This is a genomic window from Haloterrigena sp. KLK7, assembly GCF_037914945.1.
In the GTDB taxonomy this organism is placed as follows: domain Archaea; phylum Halobacteriota; class Halobacteria; order Halobacteriales; family Natrialbaceae; genus Haloterrigena; species Haloterrigena salinisoli.
The window spans coordinates 2,626,468-2,646,634 of record NZ_CP149787.1 but is presented as its reverse complement, the minus strand read 5'-3'; the positions used below and the strand labels follow the sequence as shown (position 1 = coordinate 2,646,634).

Genomic DNA, 20,167 nt, shown 5'->3' with positions numbered 1-20,167 from the left:
TGACGCCCACTGGTGAGACTCTCATCGAATCGGGTTACTATCGGTCAATACTAACAGCTATTTCGATAGACTTAGTTAGTTGAATTATATATTAGTATTACACGATGGATCGACGATCGACATCGACGCGTCGACGATGGCTCGCAGCCTGTGGCGGCGCATCGGTCGGGATTACCGGCCTGTCCGGCTGTACGGGTAGCAACGATTCAGACGACGAGAACGGAACCACTGAATCCAGCGGCAACGGCGAAACCGCTGACGAAAACGGGACTGGAAGTGTTCAGACCGCCTCGAGCGGTGGATCGTGGCCGATGGCGCGGTTCTCCGCGAGCAATGGGATGGCTACCGACGAGTGGAGCGGTCCCGATGGGCCGCTCGAGGAAGGGTGGACGGTCGAAATAGACGACGGAGCAGTTTCGGGCCCCGTTGTCGGACACGGCTTCGTGTACGTCGCCGACGAAACGTCAACGCTACACGCGATTGATCTCGAAAGTGGTGACCTCGAATGGAGTTACGAGGCGGAACTTCCATCGGATACACCGCCGAACCCCCAGTGGGAGCCGACGACGCCAGCGGTGACCGATGATGCCGTGTATTTTCTCACTGAGACCTTCTATGCACTCGATCCTGACCGAGGAGAGGTACTCTGGACGGTCGAACTCAATTCGTTGTCCTCCGGCGATATTCGAGTTTACGACGGTATTGTATACGTTCACAGCGGTGGAAAACTGTACGCCATCGATATTGACGAGAAAGCGACAATTTGGGAAAAAGATACTAGTTCTACGCAAGATATCGCAATCGGAGATAATGGAATTCTGTATGCATCCCAGGAGGCGAACAATGGGTACGATTACGAAATCATAGCTGCTGACATCGAGACAAGTGAGATTCTGTGGACGTATTCGCCCTCGGAGAACGTCAGTTCCGGAAATGAGCTACTCGTACGTGATGGAACGGTTTATACGCACGAACTCGATACAGTTCTGGCAATCGACGGAGAGACAGGAGAGGGAGAGTCCATAGTCGTCTATAACGAAGACGATGATGAGTCCGTCGTCGCTGGTCGTGCCCCGACCATCGCAAATGGGATTATCTACTCTGCAGGCGTATTCGATCAACCTGCAGTACTTACAAGAGAATTAGCGACAAGCAAAGAGCCCTCAACGTGGAATTCGGATATGCTTGCTTCTGGACCGACTGGACGCCGAATATTTGTTTCAGAAGACACACTCTATGTCTGGCGAGGCTATGGATATGTGGAGTTGAACGCAGTTGACCCTGAAACTGGAGAGCAACGATGGTCCTTTGATGTTCGTGCCCATCAAGATATGGCACGAGGAATGATTCAGGGATATGCAGTTCTTGAGGATTCTGTTATCTATTGTATTGCTGGTAACTATAGCGTTATTGGTGCCCTTGAAACGGTTTGACGGTTTTCAGTTAGATGGTAGTTCCCCTCTATCTATCGACAAATGGTAGATCCAACTGAAAACGAATGCTACCTAGCTTTTGAGAGGACCAGTACCATCGTATTTTCTACTTTCGCCCGTATATCCAAGTATCAGATCCTTGTCACCGAGATTTTTGATCAGGTTACTAAAACTCGGTGGTCCGTCAAATGGCGGATCACCGGTGTTCGGCGGCGCACCCGATTTCATCGGCATCATTCCTGGCATGGCGATCAGAATCTCGAGTGAGGTATCGAACTCGATCGGTTCGACCTCACCGATCTTCTGTGGAGCGTTACCGCCGAGGTCGACTTTGACGTCCATCTGATCACGGACGTACGTCGTTCCCTCGCCGTCAACTGGATCGCCCGCCGTTGCACTCACTTCGAAGCGGGAGTACTCGCCCTGAATATCGACGTTGTAGCTGTTTACCTGCAGGACGTACAGCATCGGTGGCCATGGAACCAGCGGAAGTCCCGGTGTCGGCAGTCGCTGCCCGTATTTGACCCCAAGTGCAGCGTGTTCACCGTCGACATCGGTGTCCATAACTGTGGCATTCGGCGGTCGAACCGACGGTACCTCGTCGTCGTTGACCGTCTCGAGGTCCATGTACGTCGGCGAACCGGAAACGTCGAACTCCATGTCGCCCATGAGGTCCGACCCCTCGAGGTTTCCGCTTCCCGTCTGGACGTCACCAGCGAAAACCTCCTGGACGACATCGAGGGAGTCGTCGAGCGCGCCATCGCTCGTAGACATGGCATCGTCGACCTCACCGACCGTTTCCTCGTGGAAGTCGGCCATCTCATCGATACGACCGGTGAGCGTATCGAAGTACGCCTTTCGCACCGCCATTCGAACGAGGTCCGGAACGTTGTCGTACGACTCCGTTTCCACGAGTTCGTCTTCGACGTCTTTGATCTCGTCGTTTAGCTTCCTGAACGGCGATGGGCTGCGCAGAAACTCGACCCGCGGCTGCTCGATCGCCTTCGTCTCTTTCTTGACGTACGCGTTGACCAGATAGAGGTCATCTTCGAGCCACTCTTTGAGTTCGGCTCTGTCGAGATCGGAGCTGGCTTCGAGATCCTCGAAGTCGTAACTTGCAGAGCCCGCCCCGTTGACTCCGAATCGAATATCCGATGCGACGGATACCGCCCCATCGCCACTGTCATTCGTGGACGGAATACTCGAGACGGAGATCGACTCGTTGAGATCGGCTTCGAGTTGGGACTCGAGATCACCGTCCGGATCGAGGGAATCCACTTTGAGTACCGTTTCGAGCGAATCGATCACGACGTGCTCGAAGTTGGCTGGATCAGAGAGGCCGGTAATATCGCCCCGTTCCGGGTATCCCGTCCCGGCCTCGAAAGCGTCCTCGATATCGCTCCGATCGATCCTGAGATCGTCGACGAGATCCGCATCGATGTCGACCTCGAGCGAGACCGAGAGCGTTTCGGGAGATCGAGTGATGGTTTTCGTATCGGTTCCGTTCTCCGTCACGTTCTCGAAGACCGATGTCTCCTGAATTTCGACATCGGCATCGATTGTGAGACTGTGGAGATCTCGATCATCGAACTCTCCCTTGCTAGACCGCCAGTCCTGTGACAACGAGACGTCGATGTCGGTGACCCCGCCGGAATCGTACTCCGAACGATTGTACTCGTAGTCAGCAAACGAGTTGCTCCTGTTCGCGGGAAGCGACTCGAACGACACCTCAGTCGATCGATCGACGTCCACATCGTAGATCTCGTCGATGAAATCACCGTTTCCGATTTTCGGATCGAACGCCTCAGTATAACTGATCGGCTCCTCGATATCATCAGGATTCATCGCACTGGGAAGGTCGTCCAACACCGTCGAGAGGTCCCCGATGCCGATCATCTCGTAGTAGGCGATATCGGCCAGATCGTTCGGTTCGACCGCTTCATTCCGCGTCAGCGGACTCATCTCACCGAACATTCCGCCGATAACTTCCGTCGTCGAAGGAGCGTCGGGGAGGTCACCGTCTCTATCGCCGAAGAGGTACTCACGGAAGTCCTTACAAACCGTGTCTTTGAGGCTCGAATTATCCCCGAAATAGCTGCGCAGTCCCGCACTGTCCTCGAGTTCGCCAGCTGACGCGTCTTCCGTCGTCAGGACAGCGTTGTAGGATCGATCGATTTCAACCGTTTTCGAGGCGTCCGTGTATCCGTCCGCAAATATTTCGACTGTGAGTTCCCCTCGATCGTCGATATCGAGCGCACCGAGATCGATCGTTCCACTGGCGTCGGTCTTCGCGTACACGAGTTCGTCGTCCGACCAGACGTTGACGTCGGCTCCGTCGATCGGCTTTCCTGACGGGCCGTAGACGTCGATCGTTCGATCGGCGGCTCGCCGAAGTACGACCGTTTCCCGGGAATCCCGCTCGGAAAAGCGGATACTCCGCTCGAATCGCTCGTAGTCATCCGCGATCACGACGACCGAGTGCGTCCCGTTCTCTGCGAGTTCAAACGAGACCTCGTTACCGGGCGCTGTCGTTCCTCGCTTTGCTCCGTCGACGAACACGGTCGCATCGTGGATTCCATCACCTGATCCATCCGTGACAGACACTGTCGCCTGATACCCGTCGTCGTTCTGCTCGTCACCGTCGTTACCGTCGTCACCGGCCATCGTCTCGATCATATCCGCCGCAAAACACCCCCACGCCGGACGCATCACTCTGTCCGCGTACGGGTCAACGGCGTCCTCGCCGAAGACTTCCTCCTGAACGCCGAAGATGGCGTCGTTCGCCATCACTTCCGTATGGTTGTTCTCGAGGATTTCGTCGAATGTCCATCCTTGGCCCAAATCTTCGTCACCAATTCCTTCGTCCATCCGATTGATGAACGACTTGAAATACGCCATCGGGTAGAGCCGCATGGCCGTCTTCTGGGCCAGGTTTTCGAACTCGGTGGTCTCACCCTCGAGAAAGCCCTCGTTCAACATGTTCTCGTAGTCCTCGGTCTTCTCCTGGAGTTCGAGGATCGGCGTCCCGACGGTAACTGTGAGGTCGTCCACCGTCCGCTCGCTGATGACGCGGTCGCCCTCCTCGAGCGTGATCGTCACTCGATCGAGCGTCACCTCGAGCAGGCCGTCGCCGTCCGTGCGTTCCGTGACGTCGATCCGGTCGTCGGCGACGCTGACCGCGCGGTCGGGGTCATCGGGAACGTCTCCGCCGATGGAAATCGTCGTCTCGACGTCGCCGGTCGTCTGCCCGGCAGACGGGAGCGACTCCTGGACCTCGAGGTAGATCAACAACTCGAGATACGTCTCGAACGTCTCGGTCTGGTTGCCTTGGAGTGCGTCGAGTTCGGACGTCGTTACCGGTTGGGCCGCGGCCTGCTGCGTCGCATCGATGACGGCACCGCGGAGTTCGCTCTGGACGGCCGCTTCCGTCCGGTCCATCGCGAGCGTTTCGTCGATCTCCGTCTCGGGTCCGCCGCGCGTCTGGAGGACGCCGACGATCATGACGCTGGTCACCAGCATCAACACCCCGATTATCGCGAAGGGAACGCGAGCGCGATCGTCGATCGATACCGTTGCCGTTCGTGACTGTTTTCCTGTCATGCTTCCCACGTATATGTCGTAATATAGACGTCGCCAGGGGCGATGGTGTCCTCGAAGAACGCTTCCAGTTCGGCCTCGTCGTCACCGATCGCGTCGAGTTCCGACCCGATCGGTCCCGACTCGAGGTCGTCGGCGATCAGTTCGGTGAGGCCCGCGATCAGCACCTCGTTGGCGTCGTCGGCCCGGGCGTCAGATCGCCGCAGCGGACCGTCGTCTCGCCCGAGGTCGTGATCCGGATCGAGACGATCGGCCAGTTCGAGGTAGTGCGTCGTCGCGACGGCCCGATCGAGGCCCCGCCGCTCGAGAGCCAGTTGCGTTCGCTCGGGCGGGAAGTAGCCGCGGACGATCGAGCGGGCGATCGGTTCGGCGAGCGCGTCGATATCTCCCTCGTCGGCGTACGCCGCCGCCAGTTCCGAACTCTCGAGAGCGGGCGTTCCGCTCGAGGCGGTCGTCGTCGCGGCGGTCGTATCCGCGGTCGGCGGGGGCCGCTGTCCGGCGGTCACCTCTCCCGCGATCGAGGCGTCCTCGTAGGGGCGCCAGCTGGCGACGACGTGGACGTTGCGGTTCGAACCGGTGAACCGGCCGTTGACGCTGGCGGCGACGCTATCGGCGAACGAATCGGCGTACCGGATCAATCGGCCGTCGCCGATCGTCGCGTTCGTGACCGCTGCGTCAGCGAGCAGACCGGTCGCGGAGCCGTAGGTCGTCCGTTCGTAGCCGTCGACGGTCTCCGGTTCCTCGTAGCGGTCGCTCTCCGTGATCGCCTCGAGATCGTAGCTGACGGCGACCGTCGACCCGCTGAGCGTTTCGGCGGTTCGGTCCGCCCGCGTTTCCTCGAGCGGGTCGTCGGTGGCGGCGAGATAGAGTCCGACCAGCAGGACGCTCGCGCTGACCAGTAGCAGTGCGAACGCGACGTCGAGCACGGTGCTGACGGCGCGGTCCGATCTCACGGCGCCCACACCTCCACGCGAAGGGTGCCGCCGCGGACGTCACCGGGGGCGACTTCGACGGGAACGGGCCGTTCCGCGACGCCGATCTCGATCCCGGAGTCGTCGGCGGGCGGCCCCTCCGGGTCGCCGACCGGCGTTCCGTCCGTTCCGAACTGTTCCGTCGCGACGACCGTTCGATCGCCGTCGTCGGTCACCGCAGTGACCTCGACATAGGCGTTCTGTCCCTGCGGAAGCGAGTCCGGTTCGACGTCGTCCAGGCCGGTCGGCCGATGGGCTGCAAAGGTGCCGCCGTGGGAGACGTCCTCCCAGATGCGATCGATCGCGGCCTCCTCGGGCGAGCGGTCGGTACGGTCCGTGAGGACCTCGGTGAGGAACCCGCTGTATAGCGCGAGCGCGATCACCATCGCCGTGACAGCGATGAGCGCCGCCACCGGCTCCGTCTGTCCTCTAGACGACCACGAGCGTGACATGATACTGTTCCGTCTCGTCGTTTCGTTCGACCCAGTCCAGTTCGGCCGCGCGCTCGTCGGTGGCGGTAACAGGCGAACAAATATACCCGGAATCGAACCGGTTGAGAAGGGTCGTTTCACACGTTTGCGAGTCGAGCTCGGCAGTTACGGTGAGCGGATAGACACCGGCCCAGAAATCCTCGCTCGATCCGTCGATATCGGAAAACCGCGATCGATTCAGTTCGCTCCCGTCCGTTATATGAGAACCGAGGTCTATTCGTACGGTTCCGGAGTCGCCGTGAGTAACCGTTCGCTCCGCCTCGTACCCGCCGGTCGAATACACAGCAGGCACTCGGTCGGTTGCTTCGACGGGAACTTCTCCTGTGACAGTGTACGTAACCGTCGTCCCTTCGTCGACGTCACGAGGATCGATCGACAACTGTTCCGGACGGTAATACAGTCCAGCTTTCACCGATCGATCGTGATCGACTCCACTGGCGTGCAATTTCGCCCGTTCGTCGGGTTCGACGGCGACCTGACGAACGGTTAGCTCGTCCGATGCGGTCAGCCACTCGCCGGAGTTGTTCTCGTCGGCGTCGGCGACGCGATCCATGAACGCGGCCGCCGCGTTCGTGCCTTCGTCCTCGAGTTCCGATTCGAACACCGTCTCGAACGATTCGCCGTGGACGAGTCGCTCGAGTCGCTCGTCGCCGTTGACGACGACGACCTGTCCGTACCTGAGACTCGAGCGACTGGTCCCGTGTTCGTTGCGCAGCGCGACCGTCTTCCCGTCGATTCTAATCGTATCAGCGTTGTGGTCAAGAGTCGACGCCGCTTCGTAGCTGCTCGCGGTCGTCTCTTCGATCGCGTTCGTCGCGCCCTCGGCGTCGGGCGGCGGTCCCGTCGGCAAGGCGAGGACGACGCCGGCGATGGCGAGGCTGACGATACTGGCGCCCAGCCACACGTACCAGGCGTCGACGGGTGCTTCCCAGTCCATAGCCGCTGCTGGCTCGTGATCGTATTTAAACCCGGAGACGGATCCGAAATCAATTACTTTTCGCGCGATCGCGGTGTCTCCTCGGGCCCGAGTTCATTTGGGGCTCAAGCCCGAATCGGTATCCGATGGACGCCGGGAAGACACTCGCCGACGCCGCCCTCGAGACGCTCCCCATCACCGTCGCGGTCCTCGACGAGGACGGGGAGATCCTGCTGACCAACGAATCCTGGCAGGCGTTCGGTCCCGACGATCATCGGACGGACCACGTCGGCGTCAACTACATCGAGACGGCGAGGACAGACGCGGATACCGACGAGTACGCCAGACGGGCGGTCGAAGGCCTCGAGGCGCTCATCGACGGCGAGCGGGAGACCTTCACGATGGAGTACCCCTGTCACTCCCCCGAGCGAAAGCAGTGGTTCCTGATGTGGGCGAAGCGATTTCACATCGGCGGAGAGCTCCGCGTCTCGGTGGTCCACCTCGAGATCACCGAGCGCAAACTGGCCGAAATCGCCGCCGAGGAGACCGCCGCGGAACTCCGGGAGGAACACCGGACGCTCGAGCACGTCCTCGAGCGCGTCGACGGCCTGCTCCGGGACATCACCGACGCCGCCGTCGGCGCGACGACCCGCGAGGAGATCGAACGCGCGGTCTGTTCGCGTCTCACCGATACCGAACCGTACGTGCTCGCCTGGATCGGTCGCGTCGACGTCACGAACCGTCGCCTCTCGCCGCGCGAGTGGGCCGGCGCCGACGACGTCCCCCTCGAGGACGGTGATCTCGTCCTCGGGTCGGACGAGAGCCACCCCGCCGTCCGGGCGCTTGCGGACGGTGACGCACAAGTGGTTCAAGACCTCGAATCGTTCGACGACGCGAGACGCTGGTGGCCGACGGGCGCCGGGGAGCAGTTCCAGTCGGTCGCCGCACTGCCGCTTACCTACGGCGACGTCACGTACGGCGTCCTCGTGGTGTTCGCCGACGCCCCGGACGTCTTCGTGGAGCGCGAACTGCTCGTTCTCGACTCGCTGGCCGGAACGATCTCGACCGCGATGAACGCGATCGAGGTGCGGCGGATGTTGACGACCGACGCCGTCGTCGAACTCGAGCTCGCGATCGCGGACCCCGAACTGTTCGTCGCGGCGCTGGCGACCGAACTCGAGGCGACGGTCACCTATCGGGGACTGACCGACGACGAGGACGGGACGCCGATCGCGTTTTTCCACGCCGACCGAGCCGTCGACGGTGCCCCGGACGCGGCGGCGATCGACGGCGTTTCCGACGTCAGAGTCCTCTCGACGTACGACGGCGGGACGCTCCTCGAGACCGCCGTCGACGACGGCATTCTGCGGACGCTCTCCGATCACGGGGCGACGGTTCGACGGTTCGAGACCAGGGCCGGCGTCACGCAGACCGATCGCCAGACCGCTGCCGACGACGCGATCGTCGATCTCACCGCCGACCTCCCGAACGGGCAGGTTGCACGCTCGGTCTACGACCTGCTCGAGCGGCGATACGACGCGGTCGAGTTGATCAGCTACCGCGAGACCGATCGCCCCAGACGAACGCCGGAAGACGTGATGGCGCGACTGGAGTCGTCGCTGACCGATCGCCAGCAGACGGCGCTGCGGAAGGCTTACTACGCCGACTACTTCGAATGGCCGCGAAACGTCTCCGGCGAGGAACTCGCCCAGTCGATGGGGATCTCCCGGTCGACGTTCCACCAGCACCTCCGGACCGCACAGCGGAAACTGCTGGACGAACTGTTCGATAGCGCGGAATGAAGTTCCGCGGACCATGCGAGCGGACTTCGCCTGCGAGCAGACGACGACCCCACTAGGTAGGGGTAGCTATTTTATATGCTCCTGTCGTATCCGTTACATCCCACGACGGGGAGGGTCAGAAGAGAGAGCATGCAGCAAGCACACATCGACGCGGGAAAGGCGATCCAGCAGCGAACGGGAAAGACGTTCTATCTGGCGACGAAGTTCCTCCCGGAACGGGTTCGCCACGCGACCCACGTCCTCTACGGGTTCTTCCGGATCGCCGACGAGATCGTCGACGACGCCGACGGCGTTCCGCCCGACCAGCAGCGCGCCGAGCTCGAGTCGCTCCGAGCCCAGGCCCTCGGGAAAGCCGATCCCGACGGACCCGTTCTCGAGGCGTTCGACGAACTCCGGCGGGAGTACGGCATCGCGGACGACGAGATCGAGTCGTTCGTCGACGCGATGCAGTCGGACATCGATACCGACCGCTACGAGACCTACGACGACCTCGAGACGTACATGCGCGGTTCGGCGGCCGCCGTCGGCGTGATGATGACGGCGATCATGGATCCCGACGAGCGCGAGGCCGCGCTCCCTCACGCCGTCAAACTCGGCGAGGCGTTCCAGATGACGAACTTCCTGCGGGACGTCCGCGAGGACGTCGTCGAGCGCGATCGGATCTACCTGCCACAGGAGAGGCTCCGCAAACACGGCGTTTCGGACGCCCAGATCGAACGCCTCGAGTACTCCGAGTCGTTCGCAGCGGCGATGGCGGCGGAGCTCAAACGGACCGAGGAACTCTACCGCGAGGGCGTCGCTGGTATCCGCTATCTCCCCGCAGACTGCCAACTCCCCGTCCTGCTCGCGGCCGTCCTCTACGCGGAACACCACACCCTCATTCGGGCGCAGGACTACGACGTGCTCGGTCGAGAGCCGTCGCTCTCGACGGCGCGAAAGCTGTGGTGTCTCGTGAAGACTCGCTGGCACTGGCATCGGAACCGCGATCCGGAGGCCGTCTTCCGCCGCGTCTCCGCCGTCCCCGTCCGCGATCGCGATCGACGCGAGTCCGGACACGGCGGTCGCGTCCCGACGCAGTGACGCCGAACTCGGCGGCCGCTTTTCAATGCCCTCGATATAATGGATTTCCCGTTGTTGTCCATCGGGACGTAGGGAATCGCGTATGTCCACCACCGACTCGCACGACCCCGTCGACATCGACCGAGAGAACGCTCGCCGGACCGCGGTCGGTCTCGGTATCTGGCTGACGCTCACGTTGGCCGCGGTCCTCCTGTTGCTCCTGTTCGGGAGTTTCATTACCGGCCTGTTCGTCTGACTTGCATCGGCGTCGAACGGCCGCGGTCGGCGCTCACTCCGAGACGTCCTTCGCGTTCAGTGCCTCGGTTTCAGCGACGACGAACCGCGCTAACCGCTGTTTCGTGTGATCGCTGACGAGATGGTCCTCGAGGTTCCGATCGCCCTCGAGTTCGGTTCGACAGAGCGGACACTCGACCGGCGCCTTGGTCGCCATACGGACAGTACGGGCACGCGAGTGAAAAACCTCGAGCAAGCGCGTTCGCTCTCGACGGCTCGCCGCGGCCGGCGGCAGCGGCCAACGCCGATCGGCGTACGACGTTCTCAGTTGCCGTCGGGCGTGGTGATATGGCGACCTCAGCGGACGGAAGACCGTCGTCGCCTGTCCCGGCCGTCGCGCGATTCTCGCGCCGACGGACGTCGTCCGAACACCGCGGCTCACGAGTTGCGATCCTCCCCGACACCCGCGGGGAGCGCCGTCAGGAGCAGCTCGCGGTCGTAGCGGTCGGTCCGGAACAGGCCGAGACAGAACAGGCCGGCGACGCCGGCGGCCAGCCAGTTCCCGTAGAGGACGTTGATCGCCCCCCAGAGCAAGACGAAACTCACCAGATCGTCGAGGAGGAACTCACAGGTGCGGACGCGCTCGAGCAGCGCCGCGCGGTCGAACGCGAGATCGACGAGGACGACGGCGACGGTCCCCGAGAGGAGCCATCCGACGTAGTTCGAGGCGGGGACGCCGTAGTAGCCGCCCGGCGGGACGTACGCCCAGAAACCGATGGCGACGGCGGCCGGGTCGAGGACGAGGTCGACGGCGATCACGGCGGCGACCGCGGTCGGGAGCCTGACGAGCGGGTTCGCGCCCCGGCCGTCGAGGACCAGCAGCGTCAGCAGATAGGCGTTCAGAACCAGCGGGACGAAAAACACCGGGAGCGCGAGCGGGATCTCGTCGAACAGCATCGGCCCGAGTCGGATCCCGTACTCGAAGGCCCCGTACGGCCAGTCGGTTCGCACGCCGACCAGTTCGATCGCGTACGTGTAGACCGTCAGGAGTCCCAGACAGCCCAGCGCTCGCCGGTCGACCCGCGGGAGCAGGCCGACGACCAGCGGCGAGCGCATCACCAGCGTCCCGAACAGGATCAACAGCGGGTTGAACGCGAGCGGGTCCGGGAACAGCCCCTCGGCGCTCGCGACCAGCGTCACCGCGCCGACGACCGGGAAGACGACCGCGATCGTGAATCGATTCTCGCGGATCAGCGACTCGAGTCGCCGCTGAATCGCTGCTCGGCGGTCAGCGGTCTCGACGGCGGTGGCATCGGTGCCGGTTTCGGCGGCAGCGGCATCGGCATCGGCCTCGGCCTCGGTCTCCGTGCCCGACGGAGCGTCCGAATCACCCATAGAGCAGCCTCCAGAGCCCGCCCATCGTCAGCGCCGCGCCGACGACCGTGTTGATCGCCGGGAACCACCAGTACGCGCGATCGACCGCGACGCTCGAGGTGACGATCGCCGCGACGAGGCCGGGGTAGACGAGCATGAGCGCCCCCAACCGGAGGTCGAGCGCGGCGAACGCGGCCGCGGCCGCGAGCCAACAGGCGCCGCAGTAGGCGTAGGTCCGGCGCTCGCCGAGCACCGTCGCGGTCGTCCGAATGCCGGTCTCCCGGTCGGGGTCGATGTCGGGAATCGCGGAGAAGGTGTGCATCCCCATCGCCCACAGCCAACCGCCGAGGACGGCGAGAACGGGCGGCTGACTCCCCGCGACGGCGGCGTAGGCGGCCGCACCCGGAGCGATGTAGAGCCCGTTCGAGACCGAGTCCAGCAGCGGCGTCGTCTTGAACCGGACCGGCGGCGCGCTGTAGGCCGCCCCGAGGACGAGGAAGACCGCGAGCCACGGCCACGCCGCGGACGGGACGAGCGGGAGGATCGCCAGCGGCAAGAGAGCGCAGACGGTCACGACGACGGGAACGATCCGCTGGCCGCGGTACCGAGCCTCCTGCTCCGATTTCTTGGGATTCGCCGCGTCGATCTCGCGGTCGTAGATGTCGTTGATCCCGTAGAGGAAGACGTTCGCCGGGAGGAGGAAGTAGGCGAACAGGACGACTGCGCTGGGTGTGAGTAGCTCGCCGACGCTGTCGGCGGCGTAGGCGACGCCAACCAGCACCGGCCCGGCGAGGTAGAGCCAGAACCGGGGCCGCGAGAGGGTCAACAGATACCGGAACTGATCGCGGCGGCGTCCGTCGCTCGCGGCCGCCGAGTTCGCGGTCATTGCTGCGAAACGATCACCGGCGCTCCGGCCGCCCGTAGTCCTCGAGGACCTTTTCGGCGGTCAGTTCGCCGCTGATGAGACACATGGGGACGCCGATCCCGGGCGTCGTGTCGCCGCCGACGAGGTAGAGCCCGTCGACCCCCTTGGCGCGGTGGGGCGGGCGGAACAGCGCCGTTTGCCGGAGCGTGTGAGCCAGGCCGAGCGCGGTCCCATCGTAGCTGTTGTACCGGTCGGCGAAGTCCTCGATGCAGAACCGCTCCTCGAGGACGATCCGATCGCGCAGATCGGTCCCGGTGTTGTCGGCGATGTCCGCGAGGATCCTCTCGCGGTACTCGTCGCGGATTTCGGGGGTGTCCTCGAGGCCGGGCGCGATGGGGACGAGGACGAACAGCGCGCTGTGGCCGTCGGGAGCGACGTCCTCGTCCGTCTTCGAGGGGACACAGAGGTAGTACGCCGGGTCGTCTGGCCACTGGGGATCCTCGAAGATCTGATCGAAGTGGTCCTGCCAGTCCGTCGGAAGGACCAGCGTGTGGTGGGCGAGTTCGTCGACGTCGCCCTCGACGCCGAGGTACAGCAGGAACGCGGAGGGAGCGTAGGTGCGCTTCTCCCAGTAGTCGGCGTCGTAGCCGCGCTGTTCGGGCTGTAAGAGCTCCTGTTCGGTGTGGGCGTAGTCGGCGTTGCTGACGACCAGATCCGATCGAATCGGACCGTCCGGCGTCTCGACGAGGAACGCGCCCTCGCGGCCCTTGATCGCCGTCACCGGCCGATCGGTGTCGTACTCGACGCCCAGTTCCCGACCGAGTCGCGCGATGCCGTCGACGACGGCGGCGATCCCGCCGTCGGGATACCAGACGCCGAGGTTGAAATCGACGTGGCTCATCAGATTATAGAGCGCCGGCGTGTTCGTCGGCGAGCCGCCGAGGAACACCAGCGTGTACTGCATGATCTGCTGGAGCTTCGGGTGGTCGAAGTACTCCTCGACGTGGCCCTGCATCGACCCCAGCAGGGACAGCCCGCGCGCCTGTCGGGCCACGTCGGGATCGATGTAGTCGCGCAGGCGAGTGCGATCCTCGTAGACGAAGTGTTCCATCCCGACCTCGTAGTTCTCCTTCGACTTCTCGAGGTAGCGCTCTAGGGCTTCCCCCGTACCCGCCTCGTACTCGTCGAAGACGGCCTTCGTTCGCTCGAGGTCCGGCGTGACGTCGACCCGATCTCCGTCTTTAAAGTAAATACGATAATGTGGGTCGAGATGCGTCAGCTCGTAGTAGTCCGACGGCGTCCGATCGAAGTCGGCGAAGAACCGCTCGAAGACGTCGGGCATCAGGTACCACGACGGCCCCATGTCGAACCGGAAGCCGTCGACCTCGAGGCGACTCGCTCGACCGCCGACCTGCTCGTTCTTCTCGACGACTCGCACGTCGGCGCCCGCGTCGGCGAGGTAACAGGCCGTCGCGAGGCCGCCGATCCCGGCCCCGACCACGACGACCGACTCACCGGCCAGCGATTGCATACCCCAACGTGAGTGTCGGCACGGTGATAAACGTAGGTCATACCCATGTAGGGTCCCGCGGTTTCGGTCTCCCGTTTGACACCTGCTGACTCGCCGCGTCTCAAAGCCAAACGCTTAGTTGATCCCGTGATTCGGTCCCGACAATGAGCGATCACGACCGTCCGGATCGGGTGGAGACGAACCACTCCGATCAGGAGGAGGCACCACCGCCTAATCGCGACGAGGAGGCAGAGCGGGTCCGCGAGGCCGTCGACCGCTCCCGAAGCGGAGCACCGGCGGCCGGATCGGTCGTTCGCGACCGGTTCTCCTCCGACGAAGTCTTTCAGCGGATCGTCGCGGCGGCCGACGAGGAGGTCACCTCCGGCAGCCGCGAACTGTTCTTCAGCGGGATCGCCGCCGGCTTCGCGATCACGATCACGGTCCTGCTGTACGCCTCGCTGTACGGGGCGACCGGCGGCCATCCGATCCTGAGCGCGCTGCTGTACCCGCTCGGGTTCATCTACATCATCATCGGCGGCTACCAGCTCTACACGGAGAACACGCTGCCGCCGGTCGCGCTGACGTTAGAGCGGATCGCCAGCGTCCCCGCACTGCTGCGTCACTGGACGATCGTCCTCGCCGGCAACTTCACCGGCGGCGCGATCGGCGCCGCCGTGCTCGCGTGGGGCGGCGTGCTCTCCGCCGACGCGTTCGACGCTGCGCTGTATCTCGGCACCCACGGTCCGGAGACCGCGTGGTTAGACCTGTTCTTCAAAGCGGCCTTCGCCGGCCTGATCGTCGCCGGCGTCGTCTGGGTGGAGTACGCCGCCCGCGAGACGGTCGCCAGAATTCTGATCGTCTACATGGCCTTCCTCGCGATCCCCATCGGGAACCTCTTCCACGTCGTCACCTCCTTCACGGAGATGGCCTTCGCCGTCTTCCTCGGCGAACTCTCCCTCTATACCGGTGTGTTCCATTTCGTCCTCCCGGTGGCGCTGGGCAACACCATCGGCGGCATCCTGCTGGTCACCGTCGTCAACTGGTTCCAGACCAGCGAGGAGCGCCTCGAGTCCGCCCGCTTCGAGGGGATCGAACGGCGCCTCTCGATCCAGGAGTGGCTGTTCGGAAGCTTCGCCGGGCGATCGTACGTCCCCCTGATCGATACCGGCGAGACGACCGCACCCGCCGACGACGACACGTTCCGGGTGGTCGTTCCGATCGCGAACCCGCGGACCGAGTCGCGGCTCGTCGAACTCGCCGCGACGCTGGCGAACAGACACGAGTCGGCGATCCTCCACGTCGTCCACGTCGTCCAGACCCCCGACCGACCGTCGGCGGTCGGCAGCGACAGACAGCGCGCCCGGATCGTCGACGAATCCGAGGCGCTGCTCGAGGACATCACCGGTTCCATCGACGACTACGACATCGACAGCGAGATCTCGACGATCGTCACGCACCGCTCGTTCGAGGAGATCTTCGACACCGCCGTCCGCGAACACGCCGACCTCGTGGTGATGGGCTGGGGCGACAACAACCTGTGGGACGCCGCGCGCGCCGAGCGCCCCATCAGCGAGTTGACCAGCCAACTCCCGTGTGACTTCCTCGTCGTCAAGAACCGCGGGCTGGACACCTCGCGGATCCTGCTGCCGACGGCCGGCGGTCCGGACTCGGACCTGAGCGCCGAGGTCGCGAAGACGCTCAGCGACACCGCCGGCGCCGACGTCTCGCTGCTGCACGTCGTCGACGGCCCCGACGAGCGCCGGGCCGGTGAGGAGTTCTTAGAGGAGTGGGCCATCGACCACGACCTCCACGAGGCCGAGATTCTCGTCGACGACTCCGGCGACGTCGAGGGCGCGATCTGTCGCGCGGCCGAAGACCACACGACGATCCTGCTCGGCGCGACCGAGCGCGGCCTGCTCTCGCGGCTCGTGACCAGTTCGCTCCACCTGGACGTCGTCAACGACGTCGACTGCTCGGTGATGCTCGCGGAGCGTCCGAGCGGACGGAGCGTCTTCAGACGACTGTTCGGTCGATAATCGACCGACCCGCCGTTCTTCGAGCGACCGAAATCGACTGTCGACTTCCGTCGACGGACTCGAGCACACCGGTTGACGATGGGCTCGAGCGTGGCGGTTGCGGAAGCACAGCGAGCCGCGACCGTGATATCACGACCCTCGGAACCCTTATCCGGGTCTCGATCCTACAGTTGTTTGTAATGGCAAACGGTAACGTTGATTTCTTCAACGACACAGGCGGCTACGGTTTCATCTCGACTGAGGACGCGGACGATGACGTGTTTTTCCACATGGAAGACGTCGGCGGCCCGGACCTGGAAGAAGGCGAGGAGATCGAATTCGATATCGAACAGGCCCCCAAGGGCCCTCGCGCGACGAACGTCGTCCGCAACAACTAGTCCGACGTCACTGCCGCCACGCGGCGGCTCTGATCGGCGGTCCCGATTTTCGCGTATTTCACACCCCCCAGCGATCGCTCACCTCGTCTCGAGGCACATCGGTGACCGAGATGCGAGAGATGCGCTCGAGCGGAGACTCGCGAGTCCGACACGCTTATTCACGAACGGCGACGAAAGGCGTGTAGTGAGTACCGAGACGCCCGAACCGACCGAAACTGAAGCGTTCGAGCGGGTCTGTGAGACGCTCGTCGAGCGGATCGTCAACGGCGAGATCGAGCGCGACGAGGTCGAGAAGGCCAAACTCGAGGCCTGTTCGGAACATTCGGCGCCGAAGGTGCCGAAGAACTCCGAGCTGCTCGATTACGCGCCCCAGGAGTACCGCGAGGATCTCGAGACGGTCCTCCAGCGCAAGCCCGTCCGCACCGCGTCGGGCGTCTCGCCGGTCGCGATCATGACCTCGCCCGAGCGGTGTCCCCACGGGAAGTGCCTCTACTGTCCCGGCGGCCCCGACTCGGAGTTCTCCTCCTCGCAGAGCTACACGGGCGAGGAGCCCGCGGCCGCCCGCGGGGTCCAGAACGATTACGACCCCTACGGACAGGTTCGGCTGCGCTTGGAGCAGTTGCGGGAGATCGGCCACCCCGTCGACAAGGTCGAACTCATCCTGATGGGCGGCACCATGACCGCCCGGAGCCACGACTACCAGGAGTGGTTCGTCAAGCGCGCCCTCGAGGCGATGAACGACTACGACGTCGACAAGGAGCCCGAACCCGCCGAGGGGGTCAGCTTCGCACAGGACCCCGAGGAGTACGAGTGGAAGTACCTCGAGGACGTCATCGCGGAAAACGAGACCGCGGACGTCCGCAACATTGGCACCACGTTCGAGACCAAGCCCGACTGGTGTGACCCCGAGCAGATCGATCGCATGCTCGATCTCGGCGGGACGAAGGTCGAGGTCGGCGTCCAGACCACCTACGAGCGGATCAACCGGGAGATGCACCGCGGCCACGGCGTCCAGGAGTCGATGGAGGCCAACCAGCGCCTGCGGGACTCGGCGTTCAAGGTCGGCTTCCACATGATGCCCGGCCAGCCCGGGATGAGCAAGGAGATGTGTCTCGAGGACTTCCGACGAATCTTCGAGCAGGAGGAGTGGAAACCCGACTACCTCAAGATCTACCCGACGCTGATCGTCCGCGGGACGGCGACCTACGACTGGTGGCACAAAGGGGAGTACGACCCGCTCGACAACGAGGAGGCCGCCGAACTCGTCGCCGAGATCAAGGACATGATCCCGCGATACACGCGCCTCCAGCGCGTCCAGCGGGACATTCCGGCGGACTTCATCGACGCCGGCGTCTGGAAGTCCAACCTCCGACAGCTCGCCCGCAAGCGGATGGAGGACCACGACTGGTCCTGCGAGTGCATCCGCTGTCGCGAGGCCGGGATGAACGACGAGACGCCCGAGAACGTCGAACTCGACGTGATGACCTACGACGCCTGCGGCGGCACGGAACACTTCATCTCCTTCGAGGACTTCGAGCGGGACCTCCTCGTCGGCTTCTGCCGTCTGCGCTTCCCCAACGATCCGGTGCGGCCGGAACTCGAGAACGCCGCGCTCGTCCGCGAACTGCACGTCTACGGTAGCGAGGTCTCGGTGGGCAGCGACGGCGAACTGGACCAACACCAGCACAAGGGCTACGGCCGCCGCCTCATGGAGCGGGCCGAGGAACTCGCCGCCGACGCCGGCTACGACAAGGTCAGCGTCATCTCCGGGATCGGCGCCCGGGAGTACTACCGGGAGAAACTCGGCTACCATCAGGACGGTCCGTACGTCAGCAAACGGCTCTGAAACCGATCCCCGACTCCCTTTACCCCCAGTTACTCGCGATTCGGATGCGATACCGTCGGTGAACCGCTCGCGTCTCCCCGAGGGCCGTGTTCCGCACCGCAATAAAATAATCCGACTGACACAGAAAATTTATGATGTCCCGCAACGGAGTATTAGATGCCGACGATCGTCGGCACCGTTGTCAACACTCCCCAGACCGACAGCGGCACACCGAGTTGCCTCTCACCCGGCACGTCGGCGATGCTCCCCGAACCGCTCGTCCCCCACCGAGCGACCCATCGCCGGCGTGTTTTTCCTCTCGACATCCCCTCGAGACGACCGTCTCGTGACGGTTCTACCGATCGAGCACGAGGACAGTCCAACTGATCTCCACGAATATCAGATGCTTGTACCACAGAGTTATAAACATCTGCCGCCCGTCAACGACGACTCGAGATGGCTTTCAGCGATCGGTTACTCGAGGCGGGAGCGGACGTCTGGGCGGCACAGAAAGCACACCCGTTCGTTCGCGAACTCGCGGCGGGAACCCTCGACGAAGCGGCGTTCGAACACTGGGTAAGACAGGACTACCGGTATCTCCTCGATTACGCGCGAGTGTTCTCGATCGCAGGCGCGAAAGCCCGCGACGAGGCGACGATGACCCGCCTGTTGGGCGTCGCCCACGAGGTCCTGGACCACGAGATGGACCTCCACCGGGAGTTCGCCGCCGACTACGGCATCTCTCGTGAGGAACTCGAGGCCGTCGAGAAGGCGCCGACCTGCCACGCCTACACGGACTTCCTCGTGCGGACCGCGTACCAAGGGTCGATCGCCGAGATCGCCGCGGCGCTGTACCCGTGCATGCAGGGGTATCTCGACGTCGCGGAGCACATGGCCGCCCTCGCCGACGAGGAGCACCGGTACACGCCGTTCATCGAGTTGTACACGGGCGAGGACTTCCGCGAGGCCACCGCCTGGTGTCGGGAGTTCGTCGACGACTGCGGCGAGCGGTATCCGGGCGAACGCGACGCGATGCGCGAGGCGTTCCTGACGAGCGCCAAACTCGAGTACCGATTCTGGGAGATGGCATACACCCGTGAGGGCTGGGAGCTGTGACCGCGAACGCGACCGAGAGGAGCACCGGGACCGCTGCGAACATATCGATGGCAACCCAATCGCCGATAGCAATGATCGAGCGCGATACCGTCACCGAACTCATCGCGGAAGCGAGGCTCCGGGTCGACGTCCCGCTCGAGCGCGGCGGCGAACTGGCCGTCGCCGCCCAGGACGTCCTCGAGTCGCTCGCGATCGTCCGCTACGCCGACGTCAGGGAACTCGGCGCGGTCGACGCGGGCGACGACGGACTGTCGGTCGCGATCGACTGTCGACTGACGCTCCACGTCGACGACGCGACCGCGGCCGCGGCGGCCACGCGGCGGGCCCTTCGGGAAACGGATCGAGTGCTCGGCGTCGACCGGTTCGAGACGGTCGACGGGCCGTACCGCATCGAACGCTGGTAATCGGCTCCCACTGCCGTCGACTCGCCACGGACCTCGGTCGCCTCGTGCGATCACGTCGACCGACCCTGTTACCGGTCAGTTCCGCTCGCCGACCGACTCTCGCTCGCCGATCGGTTCGCTATCACCGACCGATTCGCGATTCCAGCCCCGTCGGCCG

17 protein-coding genes are annotated in these 20,167 nt (G+C 63.7%); 9 read left to right on the top strand and 8 right to left on the bottom strand.

Annotated elements, in window-relative coordinates:
- Nucleotides 1-104 precede the first annotated feature (104 nt).
- Nucleotides 105-1,433 carry a PQQ-binding-like beta-propeller repeat protein gene (locus WD430_RS12975; RefSeq protein ID WP_339102862.1) on the top strand — a complete coding sequence of 443 codons (1,329 nt, stop codon included), beginning with the start codon at nucleotides 105-107 and terminating at the stop codon, nucleotides 1,431-1,433.
- A 72-nt stretch (nucleotides 1,434-1,505) separates the two neighbouring features.
- Here WD430_RS12975 and WD430_RS12970 read toward each other — a convergent pair whose 3' ends face one another.
- Genes WD430_RS12970 through WD430_RS12955 form a run of 4 tightly spaced genes read right to left on the bottom strand, consistent with a single transcriptional unit; the run spans nucleotide 1,506 to nucleotide 7,429 of the window.
- Nucleotides 1,506-5,033, bottom strand: a complete 3,528-nt coding sequence (locus WD430_RS12970; protein WP_339102861.1) for a carboxypeptidase regulatory-like domain-containing protein — start codon at nucleotides 5,031-5,033, stop codon at nucleotides 1,506-1,508.
- Nucleotides 5,030-5,983 carry a hypothetical protein gene (locus WD430_RS12965; RefSeq protein ID WP_339102860.1) on the bottom strand — a complete coding sequence of 318 codons (954 nt, stop codon included), beginning with the start codon at nucleotides 5,981-5,983 and terminating at the stop codon, nucleotides 5,030-5,032. The genes WD430_RS12970 and WD430_RS12965 overlap by 4 nt, the downstream gene beginning before the upstream one ends.
- A complete protein-coding gene (locus WD430_RS12960) occupies nucleotides 5,980-6,453 on the bottom strand; it encodes a hypothetical protein (protein ID WP_339102859.1) in 474 nt (157 codons plus the stop codon). Before WD430_RS12960 ends, WD430_RS12965 begins: the two co-directional genes overlap by 4 nt.
- Nucleotides 6,431-7,429 (bottom strand): hypothetical protein, encoded by a 999-nt coding sequence (locus WD430_RS12955; RefSeq protein ID WP_339102858.1) that lies wholly within the window; start codon nucleotides 7,427-7,429, stop codon nucleotides 6,431-6,433. Before WD430_RS12955 ends, WD430_RS12960 begins: the two co-directional genes overlap by 23 nt.
- 125 nt (nucleotides 7,430-7,554) lie before the next feature.
- Here WD430_RS12955 and WD430_RS12950 point away from each other — a divergent pair, with 125 nt between their 5' ends.
- The 3 genes from WD430_RS12950 to WD430_RS12940 all read left to right on the top strand — a co-directional run bounded on the left by WD430_RS12950 (nucleotide 7,555) and on the right by WD430_RS12940 (nucleotide 10,525).
- Complete coding sequence (locus tag WD430_RS12950) at nucleotides 7,555-9,210, top strand: bacterio-opsin activator domain-containing protein (protein WP_339102857.1); 1,656 nt, start codon at nucleotides 7,555-7,557, stop codon at nucleotides 9,208-9,210.
- A 129-nt stretch (nucleotides 9,211-9,339) separates the two neighbouring features.
- Nucleotides 9,340-10,290 (top strand): phytoene/squalene synthase family protein, encoded by a 951-nt coding sequence (locus tag WD430_RS12945; protein WP_339102856.1) that lies wholly within the window; start codon nucleotides 9,340-9,342, stop codon nucleotides 10,288-10,290.
- 82 nt (nucleotides 10,291-10,372) lie between these two features.
- Nucleotides 10,373-10,525, top strand: coding sequence for a hypothetical protein (locus tag WD430_RS12940; RefSeq protein ID WP_339102855.1), 153 nt, complete (start codon nucleotides 10,373-10,375; stop codon nucleotides 10,523-10,525).
- A gap of 33 nt (nucleotides 10,526-10,558) precedes the next feature.
- Here the strand turns inward: WD430_RS12940 and WD430_RS12935 are convergent, their stop codons facing one another.
- The 4 genes from WD430_RS12935 to WD430_RS12920 all read right to left on the bottom strand — a co-directional run bounded on the left by WD430_RS12935 (nucleotide 10,559) and on the right by WD430_RS12920 (nucleotide 14,273).
- Complete coding sequence (locus tag WD430_RS12935; protein WP_339102854.1) at nucleotides 10,559-10,720, bottom strand: hypothetical protein; 162 nt, start codon at nucleotides 10,718-10,720, stop codon at nucleotides 10,559-10,561.
- Between the two features lie 221 nt (nucleotides 10,721-10,941).
- Entirely contained in the window at nucleotides 10,942-11,898 is a 957-nt protein-coding gene (gene cruF, locus WD430_RS12930; protein ID WP_339102853.1) for a bisanhydrobacterioruberin hydratase, read from the bottom strand.
- Entirely contained in the window at nucleotides 11,891-12,763 is an 873-nt protein-coding gene (locus tag WD430_RS12925; RefSeq protein ID WP_339102852.1) for a prenyltransferase, read from the bottom strand. Before WD430_RS12925 ends, cruF begins: the two co-directional genes overlap by 8 nt.
- Nucleotides 12,764-12,776: 13 nt before the next feature.
- Nucleotides 12,777-14,273: a phytoene desaturase family protein gene (locus WD430_RS12920; RefSeq protein ID WP_339102851.1), complete on the bottom strand. Its 1,497-nt coding sequence runs from the start codon at nucleotides 14,271-14,273 to the stop codon at nucleotides 12,777-12,779.
- Nucleotides 14,274-14,416: 143 nt separating this feature from the next.
- Here WD430_RS12920 and WD430_RS12915 point away from each other — a divergent pair, with 143 nt between their 5' ends.
- The 5 genes from WD430_RS12915 to WD430_RS12895 all read left to right on the top strand — a co-directional run bounded on the left by WD430_RS12915 (nucleotide 14,417) and on the right by WD430_RS12895 (nucleotide 20,010).
- Nucleotides 14,417-16,288 carry a formate/nitrite transporter family protein gene (locus WD430_RS12915; protein WP_339102850.1) on the top strand — a complete coding sequence of 624 codons (1,872 nt, stop codon included), beginning with the start codon at nucleotides 14,417-14,419 and terminating at the stop codon, nucleotides 16,286-16,288.
- A 179-nt stretch (nucleotides 16,289-16,467) separates the two neighbouring features.
- Nucleotides 16,468-16,665 carry a cold-shock protein gene (locus WD430_RS12910; protein WP_008894235.1) on the top strand — a complete coding sequence of 66 codons (198 nt, stop codon included), beginning with the start codon at nucleotides 16,468-16,470 and terminating at the stop codon, nucleotides 16,663-16,665.
- Nucleotides 16,666-16,849: 184 nt separating this feature from the next.
- Nucleotides 16,850-18,511 (top strand): tRNA uridine(34) 5-carboxymethylaminomethyl modification radical SAM/GNAT enzyme Elp3, encoded by a 1,662-nt coding sequence (locus WD430_RS12905; RefSeq protein ID WP_339102849.1) that lies wholly within the window; start codon nucleotides 16,850-16,852, stop codon nucleotides 18,509-18,511.
- A 435-nt stretch (nucleotides 18,512-18,946) separates the two neighbouring features.
- Nucleotides 18,947-19,606, top strand: coding sequence for a thiaminase II (gene tenA, locus WD430_RS12900; RefSeq protein ID WP_339102848.1), 660 nt, complete (start codon nucleotides 18,947-18,949; stop codon nucleotides 19,604-19,606).
- A 71-nt stretch (nucleotides 19,607-19,677) separates the two neighbouring features.
- Entirely contained in the window at nucleotides 19,678-20,010 is a 333-nt protein-coding gene (locus tag WD430_RS12895) for a hypothetical protein (protein WP_339102847.1), read from the top strand.
- Nucleotides 20,011-20,167: the final 157 nt, after the last annotated feature.

Excerpts from the sequence above, each read along its gene's own strand:
- WD430_RS12940 (WP_339102855.1), top strand. The coding sequence starts at position 10,373 with ATGTCCACCACCGACTCGCACGACCCCGTCGACATCGACCGAGAGAAC.
- WD430_RS12910 (WP_008894235.1), top strand. The coding sequence starts at position 16,468 with ATGGCAAACGGTAACGTTGATTTCTTCAACGACACAGGCGGCTACGGT.
- WD430_RS12960 (WP_339102859.1), bottom strand. The coding sequence starts at position 6,453 with ATGTCACGCTCGTGGTCGTCTAGAGGACAGACGGAGCCGGTGGCGGCG.
- WD430_RS12950 (WP_339102857.1), top strand. The coding sequence starts at position 7,555 with ATGGACGCCGGGAAGACACTCGCCGACGCCGCCCTCGAGACGCTCCCC.
- tenA (WP_339102848.1), top strand. The coding sequence starts at position 18,947 with ATGGCTTTCAGCGATCGGTTACTCGAGGCGGGAGCGGACGTCTGGGCG.
- WD430_RS12975 (WP_339102862.1), top strand. The coding sequence starts at position 105 with ATGGATCGACGATCGACATCGACGCGTCGACGATGGCTCGCAGCCTGT.
- WD430_RS12915 (WP_339102850.1), top strand. The coding sequence starts at position 14,417 with ATGAGCGATCACGACCGTCCGGATCGGGTGGAGACGAACCACTCCGAT.
- WD430_RS12970 (WP_339102861.1), bottom strand. The coding sequence starts at position 5,033 with ATGACAGGAAAACAGTCACGAACGGCAACGGTATCGATCGACGATCGC.
- WD430_RS12895 (WP_339102847.1), top strand. The coding sequence starts at position 19,678 with ATGATCGAGCGCGATACCGTCACCGAACTCATCGCGGAAGCGAGGCTC.
- cruF (WP_339102853.1), bottom strand. The coding sequence starts at position 11,898 with ATGGGTGATTCGGACGCTCCGTCGGGCACGGAGACCGAGGCCGAGGCC.
- WD430_RS12935 (WP_339102854.1), bottom strand. The coding sequence starts at position 10,720 with ATGGCGACCAAGGCGCCGGTCGAGTGTCCGCTCTGTCGAACCGAACTC.
- WD430_RS12920 (WP_339102851.1), bottom strand. The coding sequence starts at position 14,273 with ATGCAATCGCTGGCCGGTGAGTCGGTCGTCGTGGTCGGGGCCGGGATC.
- WD430_RS12955 (WP_339102858.1), bottom strand. The coding sequence starts at position 7,429 with ATGGACTGGGAAGCACCCGTCGACGCCTGGTACGTGTGGCTGGGCGCC.
- WD430_RS12945 (WP_339102856.1), top strand. The coding sequence starts at position 9,340 with ATGCAGCAAGCACACATCGACGCGGGAAAGGCGATCCAGCAGCGAACG.
- WD430_RS12925 (WP_339102852.1), bottom strand. The coding sequence starts at position 12,763 with ATGACCGCGAACTCGGCGGCCGCGAGCGACGGACGCCGCCGCGATCAG.